The 19,836-nt window shown below is 64.5% G+C and carries 16 protein-coding genes and 1 riboswitch; of the genes, 7 read left to right on the plus strand and 9 right to left on the minus strand.

Annotated elements, in window-relative coordinates; all coding sequences use genetic code 11:
- Positions 1 to 172: 172 nt before the first annotated feature.
- A riboswitch (cyclic di-GMP riboswitch) is annotated at positions 173 to 249 on the minus strand.
- A 481-nt stretch (positions 250 to 730) separates the two neighbouring features.
- A complete protein-coding gene (locus C0617_RS11865; protein WP_291317244.1) occupies positions 731 to 892 on the minus strand; it encodes a hypothetical protein in 162 nt (53 codons plus the stop codon).
- Between the two features lie 556 nt (positions 893 to 1,448).
- Here C0617_RS11865 and C0617_RS11870 point away from each other — a divergent pair.
- Complete coding sequence (locus C0617_RS11870; protein ID WP_291317245.1) at positions 1,449 to 2,753, plus strand: pyridoxal phosphate-dependent aminotransferase; 1,305 nt, start codon at positions 1,449 to 1,451, stop codon at positions 2,751 to 2,753.
- Between the two features lie 104 nt (positions 2,754 to 2,857).
- Positions 2,858 to 4,222, plus strand: coding sequence for a glutamate-cysteine ligase family protein (locus C0617_RS11875; RefSeq protein ID WP_291317246.1), 1,365 nt, complete (start codon positions 2,858 to 2,860; stop codon positions 4,220 to 4,222).
- A gap of 234 nt (positions 4,223 to 4,456) precedes the next feature.
- Here the strand turns inward: C0617_RS11875 and C0617_RS11880 are convergent, their stop codons facing one another.
- The gene (locus C0617_RS11880; protein WP_291317247.1) at positions 4,457 to 4,906 is read right to left on the minus strand and encodes a gamma-glutamylcyclotransferase; all 450 of its coding nucleotides are present in this window, start codon (positions 4,904 to 4,906) and stop codon (positions 4,457 to 4,459) included.
- A 130-nt stretch (positions 4,907 to 5,036) separates the two neighbouring features.
- On the opposite strand from C0617_RS11880, the gene tkt reads away from it, so the two are divergent.
- On the plus strand, positions 5,037 to 7,055 hold the full coding sequence (gene tkt / locus C0617_RS11885; protein ID WP_291317248.1) for a transketolase: 2,019 nt from the start codon (positions 5,037 to 5,039) through the stop codon (positions 7,053 to 7,055).
- 66 nt (positions 7,056 to 7,121) lie between these two features.
- Here tkt and C0617_RS11890 read toward each other — a convergent pair whose 3' ends face one another.
- The 7 genes from C0617_RS11890 to C0617_RS11920 form a co-directional block, all read right to left on the minus strand.
- The gene (locus C0617_RS11890) at positions 7,122 to 7,316 is read right to left on the minus strand and encodes a GSU3473 family protein (RefSeq protein WP_291317249.1); all 195 of its coding nucleotides are present in this window, start codon (positions 7,314 to 7,316) and stop codon (positions 7,122 to 7,124) included.
- A 148-nt stretch (positions 7,317 to 7,464) separates the two neighbouring features.
- Positions 7,465 to 8,043 (minus strand): hypothetical protein, encoded by a 579-nt coding sequence (locus C0617_RS11895; RefSeq protein ID WP_291317250.1) that lies wholly within the window; start codon positions 8,041 to 8,043, stop codon positions 7,465 to 7,467.
- Positions 8,044 to 8,262: 219 nt separating this feature from the next.
- On the minus strand, positions 8,263 to 9,579 hold the full coding sequence (locus C0617_RS11900; RefSeq protein WP_291317251.1) for an ATP-dependent 6-phosphofructokinase: 1,317 nt from the start codon (positions 9,577 to 9,579) through the stop codon (positions 8,263 to 8,265).
- A 47-nt stretch (positions 9,580 to 9,626) separates the two neighbouring features.
- Positions 9,627 to 12,014, minus strand: coding sequence for a glycosyl hydrolase family 65 protein (locus tag C0617_RS11905; RefSeq protein ID WP_291317252.1), 2,388 nt, complete (start codon positions 12,012 to 12,014; stop codon positions 9,627 to 9,629).
- A gap of 74 nt (positions 12,015 to 12,088) precedes the next feature.
- Entirely contained in the window at positions 12,089 to 12,838 is a 750-nt protein-coding gene (locus tag C0617_RS11910; protein WP_291317253.1) for a beta-phosphoglucomutase family hydrolase, read from the minus strand.
- 412 nt (positions 12,839 to 13,250) lie between these two features.
- The gene (locus C0617_RS11915; RefSeq protein WP_291317254.1) at positions 13,251 to 14,192 is read right to left on the minus strand and encodes a hypothetical protein; all 942 of its coding nucleotides are present in this window, start codon (positions 14,190 to 14,192) and stop codon (positions 13,251 to 13,253) included.
- 96 nt (positions 14,193 to 14,288) lie between these two features.
- Entirely contained in the window at positions 14,289 to 16,082 is a 1,794-nt protein-coding gene (locus tag C0617_RS11920; RefSeq protein WP_291317255.1) for a M3 family oligoendopeptidase, read from the minus strand.
- A 164-nt stretch (positions 16,083 to 16,246) separates the two neighbouring features.
- Here C0617_RS11920 and C0617_RS11925 point away from each other — a divergent pair, with 164 nt between their 5' ends.
- The 4 genes from C0617_RS11925 to C0617_RS11940 all read left to right on the plus strand — a co-directional run bounded on the left by C0617_RS11925 (position 16,247) and on the right by C0617_RS11940 (position 19,833).
- Positions 16,247 to 17,224: a 4Fe-4S binding protein gene (locus C0617_RS11925; RefSeq protein WP_291317256.1), complete on the plus strand. Its 978-nt coding sequence runs from the start codon at positions 16,247 to 16,249 to the stop codon at positions 17,222 to 17,224.
- Positions 17,225 to 17,333: 109 nt separating this feature from the next.
- Positions 17,334 to 17,846: a GAF domain-containing protein gene (locus C0617_RS11930; protein ID WP_291317257.1), complete on the plus strand. Its 513-nt coding sequence runs from the start codon at positions 17,334 to 17,336 to the stop codon at positions 17,844 to 17,846.
- Between the two features lie 111 nt (positions 17,847 to 17,957).
- A complete protein-coding gene (gene lexA / locus C0617_RS11935; protein ID WP_291317258.1) occupies positions 17,958 to 18,560 on the plus strand; it encodes a transcriptional repressor LexA in 603 nt (200 codons plus the stop codon).
- An 82-nt stretch (positions 18,561 to 18,642) separates the two neighbouring features.
- A complete protein-coding gene (locus C0617_RS11940; RefSeq protein WP_291317259.1) occupies positions 18,643 to 19,833 on the plus strand; it encodes a DNA polymerase IV in 1,191 nt (396 codons plus the stop codon).
- The last annotated feature ends 3 nt before the right edge of the window (positions 19,834 to 19,836 follow it).

Raw genomic sequence — 19,836 nt, forward strand, 5'->3', positions numbered from 1 at the left:
TGATTACTAAAACCTCTTGTTTGCAGACGCGAGGCTTCAAGATCGCACAGTGGCTGTTGAACACTGGGCATTTACCGTAATACTCGTTTCAAAAACAAAAACGCCCACATTCCAGATGGAATTGGGCGCACTTATCCTTTCCTAATTTGTAATTAGGTTTTGCGGCACCCTTTTCGGTAACCCGGCCATCCAGATAGTGGACCCGTGGCTTTGCGTCACCAGATCACTCTGGCTTTGCCATTATCGAAGGGGAATATTTAGTGTTTTGTTTATAAACCTGTGATGAACAGGAGCAAAAGGAATGCCATGAAGGGGAGTCTAAAGTATAAACATCCAGAATTGTTTTGTTTTTTATTTGGCGGGGAGGGGGTTGAAAATATAGCTTGGGATTTTAAGCAGCCTATTTAGAAGATCTTGTGACAATCTATGGCGAAACGCTCCTGAATTTCACGCAGTGCTGGCGGAAGCCTTGAACTCTTTCGCAACAAAGCTTTTAATTTTAAGCTCTTAAAGGCACGGGGGAGGTTGCCTTGCTCCTCGACAAGCCCCAAACCTAGTCCCCTTTTGTCACAAGGAAGACCCTGGTCCAACGGACACGCGCACAGACCGCAGGTTCAAGGAGGAGAAATGAGTGTACGCATCTGGTCTGAATCCGCGTCTCTAAAAGCCCGAGACGCATCCACAGCCTCTGCGGTGTGTGTTTAACATCCAGGCAGGGCAAGCCTTCCGACTAACCTCCGACCGCGCCGAACCAGCCCTTAATCAGTTCCATCACACCACCGCTGCCGACCGCCGCGCTCACCAACGCCAGGACGGCCCATGCACCGATCAGAAAAACCACCGCAAATGTCAGGACAACGGAGGCCCGGAAAACAACCTTCAGGGCTCTCACCCCGATGTCCGACTTCTCCCTGACCCCGATCTCTGTCGCCGCCCGAACGCCGTGCTTATCGTTCGTTATCGCATGTTTAATGTCCGAACTCCTTTTTCGACCTGCCGGACCCGCCTTTCTTTACCTTTTCTCTTTCAACCATAACCAAAAAGATAAACTTTGTCAAAAAGCCTTTTGTTTTCATTAACTTCAGATCCCGGAACGACCTCTCCCGCGCCGTGCCCGGGCCGCCGCCCCGCCCGGCCGTCACCTACCCGGAGCGGGCGAAGACAAAGGTAATCGTTGACTTTGCGCGGACTCCGTGGTAAGCAAACGCAGGAAATCAAAGAGAGGTTTCGTGGCTATTTTCGAAAAGGGACAGGTCAAGGCGATAGAGGCTGCGCGAGCTAGCAGCGCGGCGCCCGTACGCCGCCTCTGCGCCCGGCTCCTTGCCATGTGACCCTCACCGGATCTGCTTGAACAAAGGCCATGGGCGGCGAGTCCATGGCCTTTTTCGTATCCGGAAGGCCGGGCGCCCTTGCGGCGGCTTCAATATCGGAGAGCGGGGAGAACAACCATGCGCAACAACATCGTACACATCGGTGCCGGAGAGCTCACCTACGAGATCCGGGCCATCGTCGAAATCGCCGAAAAGCTCCAGCACCTCGGGATCAAGACCAACATGGAGAATATCGGCGACCCGATTGCCAAGGGGGAGAAGATCCCCGAATGGATGAAGGCCATCGTCGCCGACCTGGCCATGAAGGACTGTTCCTACGGCTACTGCGCCACCAAGGGCCTGCTCGAGACGCGCGAGTTCCTCGCCGAAGCGAACAACAAGCGGGGCAAGGCCCAGATCACCGCCGAGGACATCATCTTCTTCAACGGCCTGGGCGACGCCATCCAGAAGGTCTACGGCCTGCTGCGCCGGGAAGCCCGGGTCATCGGCCCCTCCCCCACCTACTCCACCCACTCCTCGGGCGAGGCCTCCCACGCCGGGCAGAAGCCGGTCTCCTACCGCCTCGACCCGGACAACAACTGGTACCCCGACCTGGACGACCTGCGCCTGTCGGTGAAGTACAACCCGGCCATCTCTGGGATCCTCATCATCAATCCCGACAACCCCACCGGCGCCGTCTACCCGGAGCGCATCCTCAAGGAAATGGTCGCCATCGCCCGGGAATTCGACCTCTTCATCATCTGCGACGAGATCTACCACAACATCGTCTACAACGGCGAGGCGACCAAGCCGATCTCCGACCTGATCGGCGACGTGCCGGCCATCGCCATGAAGGGGATCAGCAAGGAACTGCCCTGGCCGGGGGCCCGCTGCGGCTGGATCGAGGTCTACAACGCCGACAAGGACCCCATGTTCCAGCGCTACATCCAGAGCATCCTCGACTCCAAGATGGTCGAGGTCTGCTCCACCACCCTGCCCCAGAAGGCGATCCCTCCGATCATGAGCCACCCCGAGTATCCGAAGTACCTCGAGGAGCGCAAGATACGCTACGAGAAGTTCTCCAACCTCGCCTACGATATCCTCAAGGAGGTCCCCGGGATCAAGGCCAACCGGACCAACGGCGCCTTCTACATGAGCGTGGTCTTCGAGCGGGGCAAGCTCACCGGCGGACAAAGCCTGCCCATCGAAAACCCCGAGGTGAAGAGCCTGGTCGAAGGGCTGGTCGGCGAGCCCGGGGTTTCCCTCGACAAGCGCTTCGTCTACTACCTGCTCGCCTCCACGGGCATCTGCGTGGTGCCCATCTCGTCCTTCTGCACCCCGGAGCTCGGTTTCCGCATCACCCTGCTGGAAAGGAACGAGAAGGAGTTCGTCCGGATCTTCAAGACCATCGGAAAAGCCATTACCGACTACCTCGGTTCCTAGCCCCTCCCCGACTCTCCCACACCGCAGGCCGGCCCCCGGGCCGGTCTGCGGATTAAACGCCCCGGAGCGATTTACCTCCCGGGGCAGAGTGATACCCTTACCGCATGACCACTCTCGTCAAGCCCAACCTGGACCGACCGGTCGCCTCGCCCCAAGATCTCGTCGACTACCTGGCACACGCTGCAAAGCCCCGGGAGCGCTGGGGCATCGGCGCCGAACTCGAAAAACTGGTGGTCGATGAGCGCACCGGCGAGGCGGCCTCCTTCGAGCAGATCGAGCGCTTTCTGGGCAGCCTGGAGCAGTCCGGTCGATGGCAGGGCATCCGGGAGGAGGGGCGCCTCATCGCCCTGGTCGGGAAGACCAGCTCCATCACCCTGGAGCCGGGCGGCCAGATGGAGCTTTCCGGCCGGCTCTGCCCCGACATCCACTGCTGCCAGGTGGACTTCGCCCGCCACATCGACCAGGTCCTGGCCACCGCAAAAACCGAGGGGCTCGCCTTTCTCGGCCTGGGGGTCCAGCCCTTTTCCCCCCTGACGGGCATCGACCTGGTCCCCAAGGAGCGCTACGGGGTGATGGCCCCCTACATGAAGCGCACCGGCGAAATGGGGCTGCGCATGATGAAGCAGACCGCCAGCCTCCAAGTCAACCTCGACTTTTCGGACGAAGCCGACTGCATCGCCAAGCTGCGCCTGTCCCTGTCCCTTGCCCCCCTGCTTTACGCCCTGTTCGCCAACTCGCCGATCCTCGAAGGGCGCCCGAGCGGCTTTCTCTCTACCCGGGGCGAGATCTGGTCGCGCACCGACCCCGACCGAACCGGTCTCATCCCCCCCCTGTTCGAGGAGGGGGCCGGCTTTGCCGCCTACGTGGACTGGGCCCTCGACGTGCCGATGTATTTTATCGCGCGCAGGGGGACGTTTCTCGACATGACGAAGGAGCGCTTCACCTTCCGCCGCTTCATGGCCGAGGGCTTCGCGGGGCACCGCCCCCTCCTCGCCGACTGGGACCTGCACCTCTCCACCCTCTTCCCCGAGGCGCGGCTTCGCCCGCAGATCGAGATTCGCTCCGCCGACAGCCTTTTGCCGGAGCAGACGATGGCGATGGCGGCGCTGGTGAAGGGCCTGCTGTACGGCGAGGAGTCCCGACAGGAGATCTGGGCTCTGTTCCGGAACCAGGACGCCGCCGAACGGGACCGGCTCTGGCGGCAGTCCTGGCGCCTCGGCCTGAAGACGCCCATGGGGAAAAGGACCCTGCGGGAGGTGGCCCTGGAAGCCCTGGACATCGCCCGAAGGGGGCTGCGAGCGGAGCGGAAAAGAGACGCCGGAGGAGCGGATGAAAGCATCTACCTCGAGGGCATCGAGGAAATCGCCGAGAGCGGAGTGACCCTGGCCGAGCGGCTGCTGGCGCAGTGGACCGGGTCGCGCCGGGAACAACTGGCCACCCTCATGGCCCATTGCCGCTTCGGGGGCTGACGGCGCCCCTGTGCGAAAGCACAGTCGGGCACTGTCGCTCCGGTTTCGCCTTTTTACGGGTTCCCACGTGGCAGGGCCCGCCTCCCCCCGATATAGTAGGAACCATCAAGGGCCTGTTGTGGCAGGCGGGCCGGCGATAAAAACCTTCCTTCTTCTGTTCCGATGCTAGCAAAGCTTTGGGGCCGGATTTACGGGGCGCCTTCCCCCGGTCCGGCCCTGTAGCTTTTTCTGGCCCTACCTTGAAGCGTCCATGGTGTCGTGGGATTTCAAAAAGGTGATGTAATCGCCGGAGAGCCGATGGGCCTCTGCGCCCCGTACGATCGGCCCCAGGTAGTCGGGGCTCGGCTTGAGGCCGGTGCGGAACTTGGTGGCCCGGTAGGCGACGCAGTCGAGTTCCCCCTTTGAACTCTGCACCACCACCGCCTGGCGACGGTAGTGCCCCCGGTCCACCCCCTCGTAGACGTCGAGGCGGGCCAGGCTCTCCTCGGGAACATCGTAGACCACCCCCTCGACGGCATTCCCCCGGTGGTCCTGCAGATCGGCCTTGCCCGTTCCATCGTCGCCGGGCTTGAAAAAGACCAGGCGCATGTCGCGCACCTTCCCCCTGCACATCTTGGTAAAGGTCACTCCCCGAGCGGCCAGGGTCTCCTCGTCCATGTTGACGCCATAGGCAAAGTACAGCATGAGCTCCTCCTCGATAGGGTTTGCTTCCATTCTAACCAAAATCGCTACCCTGTCCCGCCGAAGCCCTTGAAAATTGCCCGGCGACCTGATTCAATATCAACGTCCCTTCCCCCTGCAAGGAGGCCCTGCCATGACCCTGCCGGAGATCCCCCACCCCCTCGCCCGCGAGGCCGTCGACACCATCCGCCTTCTGGCCGCCGACGCCGTGGAAAAGGCCGCCTCCGGCCACCCCGGCGCCCCCATGGAGGCGGCGCCCATCGCCTACCTGCTCTACGCCCGCCACCTGCGCCACAACCCCCGCAACCCCGGGTGGCCGGGCCGCGACCGCTTCGTTCTGTCCTGCGGCCACGCCTCGGCCCTGCTCTACAGCACCCTGCACCTGACCGGCTACGACCTGCCCATGGATGAGTTGAAGAGGTTCCGCCAACTCGGCAGCCCCTGCGCCGGCCACCCGGAATTCGGGCACATCCCCGGCATCGAGACGACCACCGGCCCCCTCGGCCAGGGCCTCGCCGCGGCCGTCGGAATGGCTATGGGGGAACGCTTCCTCTCCGAAAAAATCGACGGGGAGCTCTTCGGAACCCGGATCTTCGCTCTCTGCTCCGACGGCGACCTGATGGAGGGCGTGGCCGCCGAGGCGGCCTCCCTGGCGGGGCACCTCGGCCTCGGCAACCTGACCGCCCTCTACCTGGACAACCGCATCACCATCGAGTGGAGCACGGAGCTGTCCTTCAGCGAGGAGGTGGCGACCCGCTTCCTCGCCTACGGATGGCAGGTGCAGCGGGTGGAGGGGGAGAACCTGGCCGAGATCGACGCCGCCCTGGTCCGGGCCAAGGCCGACGGGCGCCCCTCGCTGATCGTCGCCCGCACTCACATCGCCCAGGGCGCCCCCCGCAAGCAGGACACCGCCGCAGCTCACGGCGCCCCCCTCGGCGCCGAGGAACTGGCCCTGACCAAGCGAGCCTACGGGCGAGACCCCGAAGGCTCTTTCGTCGTCCCCGAAGCGGTCCGGGCCCACCTGGCCGAATCCACCGAACGGGGAGCGCGCCGCGAAGCCGAGTGGCAAAGGCGCTTTGACCGCCTCAGGGAGACACCCGGTTCGCCCCTGACCCCCTGGCTGCAGATGCAGGGAGGAGGCTTTCCCGACGGCTGGGACCGGGCCCTGCCCCGCTTTTCCCCCGAAGACGGCCCGCTCGCAACCCGGGTGGCGAGCGGGGTGGTGCTGAACGCGCTGGCCTCGCGCCTGCCCCTGCTGCTCGGAGGTTCGGCCGACCTCGGCCCCTCCAACAACACGGCCCTGAAGGGCGAAGCGTCCTTTTGCGCGGAGCGGGCCGGCCGAAATCTTCACTTCGGGGTGCGCGAGCACGCCATGGGGGCGATCCTCAACGGCCTCTGCCACGTCGGCCTGATCCCTTTCGGAGGCACCTTCCTGGTCTTCTCCGACTACATGCGGCCGCCGATTCGCCTCGCGGCGATGATGGGCCTGGGCCCGATCTACGTCTTCACCCACGACTCGATCGGCCTGGGCGAAGACGGCCCCACTCACCAGCCGGTAGAGCACCTGGCGGCCCTGCGAGCGATCCCGAACCTGAGCGTCATCCGCCCCTGCGACGCCAACGAAACGGCCGAAGCCTGGCGCCTCGCGGTCGAGAGGCGCACCGGTCCCACGGCCCTGGTCCTTTCCCGGCAGTCACTGCCGATCCTCGATCGGGAACTCTGCGCCCCCGCCGACGGCCTTCGCCGCGGCGGCTACGTGCTGGCCGGGGAGGAAGGGAGTCTGGACGCGATCCTTATCGCCACCGGCTCTGAGGTGCACCTGGCCCTGGAGACACGGGCGCTGCTGGAGAAGAAAGGGCTTGGGATCCGGGTCGTCTCCCTGCCCTGCTGGGAGCTGTTCGAGCAGCAGGAGCGGACCTACCGGGAGGCCGTTCTGCCTCCCGCCTGCCGGGCCAGGGTCGCGATCGAAGCGGCGGCCCCCCTCGGCTGGGAGCGCTACGCGGGGCACGAAGGGATCGTCGTCGCCATGACCGGCTTCGGCGCCAGCGCCCCGGGAGGGGAACTGATGGAACATTTCGGATTCACTGCGGAAAAGGTTGCAGGAAAAGTCAGGGCTTTGATTGATCTCAGGGATGGGGGAGATAAAGGGTGAACTGATCGCTCTTTGCTCTTCGGGGGTCGACGCCTGCGGCGCCGACCCCCGAGGCCGCTTTCCGCCTCAATACGCAGAACGCCTCTCAGGACCTGAATAATCAGCATTGCCTCCCGGGTTTCTCAAGGCATCTTCGTCCACCCTGGCCCATTGGCCTGAGCGCTCGAACCAGGCAATCGTCCTGGAGGCGAGGAGTTTTTTCAGCAAGTGGGGGCGAACAAGCTGCTGCTGTCCATCGGTGTACTCGACTCGAATCATCATGGGCTCTTCTCCTTCGTAAAAGCAAGGTTACTTATAACGATAGAAATGACCCTTTCTTCGATCTTTCAAGCCCTCCGGTACGCCCTCCCCTTCTGCAAATAACAGCACCGGGAATGCAATGAATGATACTTTATTGCACCCTGGGCTCTCAATTCCGCAATCCGGCCGCCTTTTCGATCCCTTCAAAATCGATGGCCTTGAAATAGGCCTTCAAATCCTGCTGCGAGGCCTCGTGCCCCTGGACCGACACGAGGACCGCCCCCCCGAGCACAGTCTGCAGCGACTGCTCCTCGGCGATGACCTTGCGCCCGTCGATGATCTTGATCTTTTGCCCGGCGCCGCCGAACATCGGGTTGGAGAAGACCATGGCCATGGCCTGGATCATCGGCGAATTGGAGGCGACCGAGATGGTGATTTCCGCATCGTCCTTGAAGTAGCGGCGCTCGGCGTTGATTCCGCCTCCCATCACCGCCGAGCCGGCAAAGCCCGACTCGGCCTCCTCGGCGTTCCATCCCGAAAGGGGGGCGGGGAGCAAATCCGAGAGCTGCTCGGCCTTGGCCTGGCGCACCAGGGCCGACGCCGTATCGAGGGCGGTCAGGGTGGTGGAGAGGTCTTTCCTTTCGTAGGCGCTCAGGGCCTCGTCGATCTGGTCGGTGACGTCGTCGGCCTGCACCGGGACGCTCAGCATCAGGCCTCCGGTCAAGAGCATCAGGATGGCTCGTTTCATGGACATCCTCCACAAAGATTTTGTCCTGCCTAAAGTCCCATTATAGTCGATCTCCAGGCATGTCAACGCGGAGGCTCAATTATCGGAACATAACCTTGCGGAACGATGCGGCCGAAACGATACACCGCGTAGAGCGCTCTATTTCCCGCCCCGACCCCCAAGTCCCCGCTGAAGCTTCTTGCTGGGATCAGCCTTCCGACGACGAAAGCGACCGGCCTTTCAGCCCGGCATAGATGCCGGTTGCCCGGTCGTCTCCAGCACCCGCTGCCAGAGGTCGCTGCGCGGATCAATTTTTTTAGTGCGGGCCACGCTCAGGGAGATGGGGATATAGGTAAAGTTCTGATTCCAAAGCCCGACCACCAGGTCGGTCTTGCCCGCCATTCCCGCATGGGCCGCGTGCTGCCCGAGCATCAGGCAGAACTCCGAATCGAGGGCGCCCGCCGGGAGGCTGCGAATGGTGTAGCTGGGATCGATGTACTTGACGGTCGTCTCGATGCCGCGTTCCCGGAAATGGAGCCCGATCTGGTCGCGCAGAAAGACCCCGACGTCCTTGAGGCGCAGGTTCCCGGAGGCATCCTGTTCCTGGTGGGCGGGGTCCTGCAGGATGTCCTGCCCCGCCCCTTCGGCCACCACAACCACCGCATGGCGCCTTTGCCCGAGCCGCCGCTCCAGGGCCGCCAAAAAACCTTTTTCGCCATGGAGGGAGAAAGGGACTTCTGGCACCAGGCAGAAATTGACATCGCCGCTGGCCAGGGAGGCATGGGCGGAGATAAACCCCGAATGCCGCCCCATGAGCTTGACCAGCCCGATGCCGTTGTATGCGCCGACTGCTTCGGTGTGGGCGGCATAGATGGACTCCCGGGCCTCGGAAACGGCGGTGGTGAACCCGAAGCTGCGCATGGTCCAGTCGAGATCGTTGTCGATGGTCTTGGGCACGCCGATGACGGCGATGGACAGCTGGCGACGGGTGATCTCCTGACAGATTGCCGATGCCCCCCGCAGGGTGCCGTCGCCGCCGATGGTGAAGAGGATTCCCACGTTCTGCCGGACCAGGGTATCGACCATCTCGGAGATGTCCTGGGGCCCCCGGGAGGAGCCGAGCAGGGTGCCGCCCCGCTCGTGGATGGTGCTAATCAGTTCCAGGGTCAGTTCGAGCGGCGGGTCGCTGCTCTTTCCGGTCAGACCGAGGTAGCCGTAGCGGAAACCGAGGATCCGCTGCACCCCGTAGCCGTGCCGAAGCGTCAGCACGATCGAACGGATGACATCGTTGAGCCCCGGGCAAAGGCCGCCGCAGGTCACGATGCCGCAGGTCAACTTTTTCGGGTCGAAAAAAATCTTCCGCCGGGGGCCGGCCATTTCGAAAGCCGGCGGCTCCCGGCCCGACTGGAGAAAGGGCTGCAACGGCCGGGTGCTGGAAAAAAGGAGCACCCGGTCGCCTTCATCGATGAAACCGTCTTCCGCCATTGGCAGCGGTGAAGGCACCGTGCAGGCCCCCAGCGTCGGCACCTGGACATCACTCGGACTGGGCAGCTCCATCGTCTCTCCTTCGACCCGTTCCCAACAGGCATAATTTGCAGGAAATTCTAGTTTTCCGGCCCTTCGTCACCGGCGCTGAGCGCCCTGGTGACCGGTTCGCCCTTGACCAGGGAAATCTCCTCCCCCCGGTGGCTGATGACCAGCCCAGTCCCCTCCCGCAGCAGATAGGTCGCTTCCCCCTGGACGATGTCCACCTCCAGGTCCTGTCCCCTGATTTTCAAGGGGAAGAGGAGTCGCTTCATCTCCGGGGGCAGCCGCGGGTTGAAGGAAATGGCGCCATTGTAGTCGCGCAGTCCCGCCAGGCCATAGACCATGACCATCCAGGTTCCCCCCATGGAGGCGATGTGACAGCCGTTGCTGACATTGCCGCCGATATCGGCCAGATCCATGAGCACCGCGTAGCGACCGTAGGCGAGGGCCTTCTTCATGTCGCCGACCTCCGCCGCGACGATGCTCTGGATGCAGGCCGAAAGGGAGGAGTCGCCGGTCGTCAGGGGGTCGTAGTATTCGAAGGTGCGCTTTTTCTGCTCGGCTGAGAACTCGTGGCCCAGCAGGAAGAGGGCCAGAACCACGTCGGCCTGCTTGATCACCTGGTGGCGGTAGATGACGAGGGGGTGATAATTAAGGAGCAGGGGGAACCTGTCCCGGGGCGTGTTCGCCAGGTCCCAGACCTCGTGGTTGAGGAAGCTGTCATCCTGGGGGTGAATACCGCTCTCCTTGTCGAAGGGGACGTACATGCTGTCCGCCGCCGTCTTCCAGGCCTCGACTTCGGCCGGGTCAAGACCGGTCTTGTGGACCAGCAACTCGTAGTACTGGGGATAGTTCTGGCGCAAAGTGGTCACCGTCTCGGCAGCGAACCACAGATTTTCCCGAGCCATGAGATTGGTGAAGGTGTTGTTGTCGACCACCGTGGTGTACTCGTCCGGGCCGGTCACTCCGTGGATGCAGAACCTGCCGCCCTTGCGGCTTGAATAAAACCCGAGGTCCTCCCACACGCGGGCGGTTTCGACCAGCATCTCGGCCCCCTCGTTGTACAGGAGGGCCTGGTCGCCGGTGACGTCGACATACTTCTTCAGGGCGTAGATGATGTCGGCGTTGATGTGGAACTGGGCGGTTCCGGCGGCGTAGTAGGCGGAGGCCTCCTCCCCGTTGACGGTCCGCCAGGGAAAGAGGGCTCCCTTCAGGTTCACGGCGCGGGCCCGCTCCCTGGCCCTGTCGAGCATGCTGTAGCGGAATTTGAGCAGATTCCTGGCGATCCTCGGTTCGGTGTAGATGAGAAAGGGAAGGACATAGATTTCCGTGTCCCAGAAATAGTGCCCCTCATAGGTCTGCCCGGTCAGCCCCTTGGCGGGGATGCCCACCCCCTCGGCCCGGCCGCTGGCCTGCAGGATCTGGAAGAGGTTCCAGCGCAGGGCCTGCTGCATTTCCGCCGGCGGTCGCTTGGTGGCGGTAGGATCCCCTTCGATCCGGACGTCGCTGCGCCGCCAGAAATCGTCCAGAAACCGGACCTGACCCTCCAGCACCTCGTCGATGCCTCCCCTGACGGCCCGATTCAAGGTGCGCTCGGCCCGGGCGCAGAGCTCTTCCGGCGGGGCGCTGCGCGAGGAATGATAGCTCATGTACTTGATCAGCTGGATCGGCTTGCCCGGCTTGGCTTCGACCGAGAGGGCCATGTGCCCCGACTCCCCGGCGCATTCGCTGAAACATTCAAAAGGGCACTCGGTGTCGATGACATGCTCCACCCCGCAGGCCAGGGTCATCCCACTGTTCTTGACCCGGTACGCCAGCATGATGCGGTTGTTCTCGACATAATGCTGCTCCGGCACGAGCACCTTTTCCTTGAACCCGCGGGCCTGGCGCGGGTCGTCCCGGCCGGCCTGGTTGGGCTGATCGCCGAGCACCTCGGAGGAAATCACCACCGGCGCTTCGGCATTGAGGACCGTGACCTGATAGGAAATGGCCGCCAGGTGCCGGTGCTCGAAGGAGACCAGGCGCCGCGATTCGATCAGCACCTGTTTGCCCGAGGCCGTTTCCCACAACAGTTTCCGGTCCAGGGTCCCCGCGCGCATGTCGAGGATCCGCTCGAAAAGCATCAGGGTGGCCGATGGCAGGAAAAAGGGCTCGTCGTCCACGAACAGGCGGATCACCTTGCAGTCGGTGACGTTCAGCATGGTCTGCCCGGTCTTGGCAAAACCGAAAGCCTCCTCGCCGTAGACGATGGGCCAGGTTTCGTGGAACCCGTTGATGAAGGTGCCGGAATGGGAGACCGGCCGGCCCTCCTCGAAACTGCCGCGCATGCCGAGATAGCCGTTGCCAATGGAGAAAATCGTTTCAGTCTGAGCCAGAAAACGGGGATAAAAGGCCGTTTCGATGATTTTCCACTCGTTGACCGGATAGATCTGTTTCGGCGGATTCAGGGTTTCATGTCGAATCATGACAGTCCTGTCTCTGAGTTCATTCCCTTCGCCCCTTCGGGGCCTCTCCGTCATAGCAACGAGCCAGGAAGGCCCTACAGCATTTCACTCAGATCGCTGACCACGACATCGGCGCCGTTTTCCCTCAGAGAATCGGCGTTGCCGTGCCGGGCGACTCCGATCACCAGCCCGAAGCCTCCACTGCGGCCGGCCTGCACCCCGCTGATGGCGTCCTCCACCACCACGGCCCGCGATGGCGGGACGCCGAGCTGCTCGGCGGCCTCCAGAAAGGTGTCCGGGGCCGGCTTTCCCGGCAGGTTGAGGCCGGCGGCCACCACCCCGTCGACCCGCCGGTCAAACAGATCCTCGATGCCCGCCGATTTCAAAACAGCCTGACAGTTCTTGCTCGCCGAGACGACGGCCGTCTTGATTCCCACAGCCCGGATTTTACGCACCAGGGCCACTGAACCTTCGAATACCTCCACCCCCTCGGCCTCGATCGCTTCCTGAACCATTTCATCCTTGAGGTTGCCGAGACCACAGACGGTTTCACCGCCCGGCGCCGACTCCGGTTCCCCCTCGGGCAGTTCGATGCCGCGGGAGGCAAGAAAACTGCGAACCCCGTCGTAGCGGAGCTTGCCGTCCACGAACTCCTTGTAATCGAGATCGATGTCGAAGGGCTGAAAGCTTTCATTGCCCTCGGTGGCTCGCCGCAACAGGAATTCGTCGAACATTTTCTTCCAGCAGGCGGCATGAATCTTTGCCGTCCCGGTCAGAACCCCGTCCATGTCGAAAAGCACCGCATCCACCTTCTCCGGAGTCAGCAACTGCTGTAGCTCGTTCATCGTCCCTCGTCCCCTTCGATCAAAATGATTGCAAGACGAACCGTCCGAGCCGCGCCGTCCCGACCGCAGCGGCTTCGCGAACGCCCTTGGCGGCCGCCGCCCATTTGACCACCAGGCCGGCGCCGGGAGAATGTGGCCGCCATTTGCCCAGAGCCATTAAAACATACCAGATTCCAGGTGGGTTGAAAGTCCCCGGCCCGGGGCCCGGCCCTGCCGGAAGCCCGGCGGATCAGTCCCTGCGAATCCTGCCGGACGAAGAAAACCGGATCAACCGGCAGAAGGCGGCCCGGAACCCGGCTTCAGGTTGCGCGACCAGGAAGATCCTCAGGCGGCATCCACACCCCATCCAAAGAAAAAGGGCGGCCCGACGGCCGCCCTTTTTCTTGTGCAGAGTTTTAAAGTTTCGCCCGGCTCAGAGGGTTCCGGTCTCGACGGTGCCGTCGGACATCTCGATGCGGTAATGCCCGTCGCTCTCGAAGTCCAGCAGGGCCCAGGTGCCCTCGCCGCCGGAAAACTTGACCTGGCCCTCGGAGGGCTGGTCGTCTTCGAAGAAGATCTCCAGAGGGTCGAGGGTCTCGAAGTCGATGTAGCCCGCATCGTGGTCGTAGTAGCGACCGCCCATCCGCACCTCGTAGAAGGTGGCGCGCTCCTTCTCCTCGACCTTGTAGTCGCTGAGCCAGTAGGTCTTGCCGGTGCTCTCGTCCTCGAGGACGAGGTCCATCTTGATCTTCCCCTCGGTGCGGCCGTCGAGCTCCACCTCGAAGTCCATGCCGACGTTCCCCTGGACCGTCACCTCCTCGCCGTCGGCCTCCACCGAGAGGGCCGGGAAGGCCATGGTCAGGTCCATTTCCCTGCTCAGGGGGTCGATGTCCCCCCAGAAGTCGGCGGGGCCTGAGATGGTCACCCCCTCGGAGCAATAGTCGTAAAAGTCGATCGTCCCCTCGACCTTCCAGTTGAGGGGGTTGATGTCGGCCTCCCAGTCGGCATAGCCGTCGCCGCAGTCGCCGTAGATGGTGGCATCCCCGGGGAGAAGGTCGAGGGACTCGGGCCCGCCCAGATTCATCTCCCTCATGGCCTCCTCCAGCACCCCGGCCAGCGAGAGGGGGAGAGGCTCCCCGCCCTGCCGGTCGGCGCTCAGGGGGATGACGGCGATCTCGACCTGGGAGTCCCCACCCAGGTAGGCGTCGAGGACCACCTGTTCGAAGTTCTCGGCGGTCAGGACGACGCCGCTCGTGTTGCCGGTGTAGGCATCGGAGATATCGACCTTGTCGCCGTCTCCCCCCCCGCAGGCGGCCAGGAAAAGACACAGCAGGGTCGTCAGGGCGATCCGGGTTCGGGTGGTTCCTCGGGTCATGGTTTAGTTCCTCCAGGATGGAATGGGAAAGGCCGCTCCCCGGCAACCGGGGAGCGGCCTCAGTCTAGCGCAAAACCTGAAAAATGGGTAGGCCTTTCAGGCGGGTCCGGATGCCAGGGCCTTCAGTTCTTCCAACAGGCTCCGGGTAAAGTCGAAGCCCTTCTGCCAGAAGCCGGGGTCGGTCAGGTCGATGCCCAGGGGCCGCAGCCCCTCCTGCGGCGGACGGCTGCCGCCGAGACGCAACAGGTCGAGGTACTTGGGCACGAAGGAGGCGCCCTCCTCCAGGTACTTCTGGTAGAGGGCGAGCACCAGCAGCTCCCCGAAGACGTAGGAGTAGCAGTAGAAGCGGGAGTGGATGAAGTGCCCGATATAGCTCCAGCCCCAGCGATAGGAGGGGATCATCTCCACGGCGTCGCCGAAGAGCCGGGCGTTCTCCTCCTGCCACAACCGACAGAAGTCGTCAGCCGAAAGGAGCCCCCCGGCGCGCTTTTTGTGGGCGGCCAGCTCGAATCGGGTGAGCACGTTCTGGCGAAAGGTGGTGGCGATGATGTCCTCGAGCTTGGCGCAGAGCAGGGCGATCTTCACCCCCCGGTCCTCCTCCCGCTGCAGCAGGTGCCGTGTCAGGAGCATCTCCCCGAAGACGCTCGCCGTCTCGGCCATGGGCAGGGAGGGGTAGTAATGGAAGAAGTTCTGCCCCTGGGCCAGGGTGTTGTGGATGCCGTGACCCAGCTCGTGGGCGAGAGTGGAGACGTCGCGGGGGGTGCCGGTGAAGTTGAGCAGGACGTAGGGGGCGAGGCCCGGCATCATCGGCATGCAGAAGGCGCCCCCGGTCTTGCCCGGCCGGGGCGGTACGTCGATGCGCCGCTCGGCGAAGAAGCCCTCGGCCGCCAGCGCCATTTCCGGGGCGAAGCCGCCGAATGCCTCGAGGACCAGGTCCCGGGCCTCGGCGTAGGTGAAAGTGCGTCCCTCTTCTTCGACCGGGGCATAGATATCGGTGTTCTTGAAAGTCTCCAGGCCGAGCAGGCGCCGCTTCAGGCCGAAATACTCCCGGGCCAGACCGTAGTTCGCCTCGGCGGTCTCCATCATCCGCTCCACCATCTCCGGCTCGGTCTCGCTCGCCAGGTGGGTGGGGGTCATGAGGTCGGGGTAGCCGCGCAGGTCGACCTCCTTGCCGTGGTCGAGGAAGATGTTGTTGAAGCAGGAGGAAAGCACGAGGGCGTTTTCGGCGTGCTTCTCCAGAAAGGTCGCGAAGGCCGTCTCGCGGGTCCCGCCGTCCGGATGGTGCAGCAGCGCCAGCAGCTCCTCCCCGGTCACCTCCCGGGGCTCCTCCTCGCCGGGGAGGGTGAAGAGGTAGCGGAGGGAGGAGGACAGCTCCTCGAAGAGCTGGACGAAGGCCTGCTTTCCGGTCAGGTCCTTGCGCTGCAGGGCCTGCTCCACCTCCTCGGAGAGGGTGTAGGGAGCGTGGGCGCGGGCGTTGTCCAGGTAGTGTGCGTAGGGGGCCACGGCGGGGTCGGCGAGCAGGGCGGCGAAGCGCTCCCCCTCGATGCGCAGGATCTCCAGCTCGAAGAAAAGGACCGTCTCGGTGGCCTCGCTCCAGGCCTCCCGGGCCCGGGCGAGCAGGGCCCGGTGCCGGTCCGGGGTGCTGTCGCCGGAGAAGAGGAGCTGAGCGTAGAGCAAGGGCTTCAGACCCCGCCGCTGCAGGGCCTCGAACCGCCCCAGGGCCGTCGCCAGGTGCTGCGGGGTCAGATCCTCGCTGGCGATCCGCCCCCGGAATTCGCCCCGGAAGGCCTCGGCCAACTCCCCGGCAGCGGCGAGGTAGGCTTCCCAGCGGGGGTCTTCGGGACCATCGTAGAGGGACGAAAGATCCCAGTCCATTGCGTCTTTGCTCATCGTTCAGGCCTCCTTGGTCAGGGTGCTCGGCGAAGAAACGTTAACGGCTGAAAGCCTCTCTGTCAATCCCGTTGTTCCACCGCCGCCCCCCATTGACAAACAGCCCCCCCCGCGGCTACCCTTTGCCCATGAACGCGTCCCCTGAACCACCGACGGAGAAAGAGATGAAACGCCGCCTGCCTCCCATGCTCCCCCGTTACCTGGTCCAGGCGGGATTTCTCGCCCTCTTCGCCTGGTGCGCCCTGCGCTTCGGCCGCTGGGTGGCGCTCCTGCAGGAGGGGACCCTGCCCGGCTTCGAGCGGCCCCCGGCGGTGGACGGCTTCCTCCCCATCAGCGGCCTGATGGGGCTGCGCAACTGGGTTCAGACCGGAGAGCTGCACCCGGTCCACCCCGCGGCGGCTCTCATCCTCCTGGCGGCCCTGCTCACCGCCCTGCTGCTCAAGCGGGGGTTCTGCTCCTGGGTCTGCCCGGTCTTCCCCCTCTCCGAGGGGCTGTGGCGGCTGGGACAGCGCCTGTTAGGCCGCAGCTTCGCCCCCCCCTTCTGGCTCGACCTGCCCCTGCGGGGCCTCAAGTACCTGATCCTCGGCTTCTTCGCCTGGCAGATCCTGTGGCTCATGCCCCTGCCGGGACTGCGCGCCTTTCTTTCAGCCCCCTACCACAAGATCTCCGACATCCGCCTGCTGCAGTTCTTCCAGGACCCCTCGGCGGTCACCCTGGCGGTGCTCGCCGTCATGGCTCTGGCCTGCCTCTTCGTGCAGATGGCCTGGTGCCGCTACCTCTGCCCCTACGGAGCCCTGCTGGGGCTGGTCTCCCTGTTGTCGCTGGGCAAGGTCGGCCGCGATGCGGCCCGCTGCAGCCGCTGCGGTCTCTGCTCCGCCCGCTGCCCGGCCTGGCTGCCGGTGATGCAGAAGAAGACGGTCCGCTCCCCCGAATGCTACGCCTGCTACCGCTGCGTCCACGGCTGCCCCTCGCCGGGCGCCGTGGAGATGAAGCTGGCCGGCCGGATCGCCCTCCCCTCGGCGGTCTTCGCCCTGCTGCTGATCCTTCTCTTCGTCGGCATAGATCTCTACGGACGGGCCGCCGGCCGCTGGCAGAGCGACGTCTCCCCGGCGGAGATCATGCGCCTGCTGGTGCGGAGATAAACCGGCCGCGGCGGACGCAAAAACTTTGACGGAAAAACCGCCCTGTGGTAATAGTTATCCATTATTAGAATACATCGATACCCTCTCATAGCGCCGTACAGGAGGTTTCATGAAGGTCGAGGAATTCTGCCATCAGCTCGAAGAGCAGCTTGCCCCCCTGGCCGACGCCGAACAGCGGATCGAAACGGCCGTCCAGGCCGTTTCCCGGGCCTACGGCGTCAGCACCGAAGAGGTGGCCATCTTTTCCCTGGACGCCGGCCGCACCATTCTCCACTTCCGCTGGCCTCTCAAGCTGAAAAAACTCGGCTTCATCCCCCTGTCCTCCCACGACTCCCTGGCCTCCCGCACCGTCCGCGACAACAAGGCCTTTCTCAACAACCGCTTCTCCTCGGCGCCCCACACCTCCATCTTCGAACGGGTCCGCCTGGAAGAGGGCCGCGTGGAGAAACCCCTGCCGATCCAGAAAATCATCAGCGTCCCCATCTCCGGAGAGGGCCAGGTCAAAGGGGTCATCCAGGTCTCGCGCAAAGCGGCAAAAGCCAACGAGGGGGTCAAGGACTTCGTGAAAAACGACCTGACCACCCTCGTTGCCATCGCCAAGGTCCTCGGCAAGCACCTTTAGTCCTCTTCCGACCCCGCCCCCTCCGGGCGGGGTTTTGTTTGCCCTTGACTTACGCAAAACTTACGCATATGCTCCTTCCATACCATGCACCCTGACCCTGCGAGACCGCAAATGAGCCCCCTGACCCCCAAACAGAAGCGCATCCTCGATTTCATCACCGGACACATCGAACAGCAGGGCTACCCTCCCTCGCAGCAGGAGATCGCCCGAGCTTTCGGCTTCCGCTCCCTCGGCACGGTACAGAACTACCTGGTACGCCTGGAACGGGAAGGCGCCTTGCAGCGAGACTGGAACGCCCGCCGGGGCCTGCGCCCGGTGCGCCAAGCTCCCCGCGGCGTGGAACTGCCGCTGGCGGGGACCGTGGCCGCCGGCAAGCCGATCGAGGCCGTGGAAACGCCGGACATCCTGGAGGTCCCCCCCTCCATGGCGGGCCGCGGGGAGAACTTCGTCCTGCGGGTGAAAGGCGATTCCATGGTCGGCGACGGAATCCTTGACGGCGACTACGTGGTGGTGCGAAAGCAGGCGAGCGCCGACAGCGGCCAGACGGTCGTCGCCCTGATCGACGGCGAGGCCACGGTCAAACGGCTGCATCGCCGAAGCGAAAGCGTCGAACTGCACCCCGCCAACCCCGCCATGGCCCCCATCACCGTCGAGCCCGGCAGCGACTTCCGCATCGAGGGGGTTGTTGTCGGGGTGATCCGGCACTGCGAGTAAGAGCCGTGACGCGTAACGCGTGACGCGCCTCCCCACTACCCTTGTCACGCGTCACCTGTCACGCGTCACGGTCTTACACCCTATGCGCTCCATCCTCCACCTTTCGATTCCAGCCTTTCCCGTGGCCGTGGCCCGGGTGACCGAACCGGCACTGCGTCAGCATCCGGGGGCGGTGGCCCCGGCCCATTCGGAGCGGGCCCTGGTCCAGGCGGTCTCCACGGAGGCCCGGGCGGACGGGGTGCGCGAAGGGATGCCCGTCTACCGGGCCCGACGCTTCTGCCCCGCCCTCAAGCTCCTCCCCCCCGACCCGGCCCTGGCCGGGCGGGCGATGAAGGCCCTGGTGGAGCTGACATCGGCTTACACCCCCCTGTGGGAACCGGGGCGAACCGGCCGGCTCTATCTCGACCTGACCGGCACCGGCCGCCTGCTCGGCCCGGGCCGGGATGCGGCGGCTCGGCTGGAGCGGGAGATTCGCGACCGCCTGCGCCTGGCCGGGAACGTCGGGGTGGCCGCGAACAAGCTGACTTCGCGCATCGCTTCGGACTATCTTGACAAGCCCGGGGTCTGCGACGTGCTGCGGGGCAGCGAGGGGAACTTCATCGGCCCCCTGCCCGTCTCGGTCCTGCCGGGGATGGGGGAAGCCCGCACCCGGCTCCTGCTGGAGGAACTCAACCTGCGCCGGGTGGAAGAGCTGGCCCGCCTCTCCCTGGCCCAACTGCACCTCGTCTTCGGCCCCCTCGACCTGCTCATGCAGCGGCGGGCCCGGGGGATCGACCCCTCCCCCGTCCTGCCCCCCCGGCGAATCCCGATGGTGGCTGAGGAGGCCCTCCTGCCCCGGGAGGAGAACGACGACGCCCTGCTGATGGCCGAGGTGTGCCGCCTCGCCGAAAGGTGCGGCTTTCGCCTGCGCGAGCGGGGCCTGGGCGCGGGGCAGCTGAGCTTCACCCTGCACTACGCCGACGGGGTGGCGGTGCGCCGCTCGGCGACCCTGCCTCGCCCCGAGAGCACCGATGCAGCCCTGCTGGCGGCGGCCGGGGAACTCTTCCGCAGGGCCTGCGAGCGGCGGGTGCGGGTCAAGTCGATGCGCCTGGCCTGCGGACGCCTCGCCCCGGCAGGCCGCCAGCTGGACCTGTTCGGCGACCACGACACCTCCCCCCAGGAGAAGGCCCTGCAGCAGGCCCTCGACGAGCTGCGCGGCCGCTACGGCATGAACGCGGTGAGGCGGGGGAAGAGCTTGGCTCCCGGCTCCCGGCTTCTGGATTCCGGCGCCTAAGCG

Source organism: Desulfuromonas sp. (assembly GCF_002868845.1).
Classification (GTDB): Bacteria; Desulfobacterota; Desulfuromonadia; order Desulfuromonadales; family BM501; genus BM501.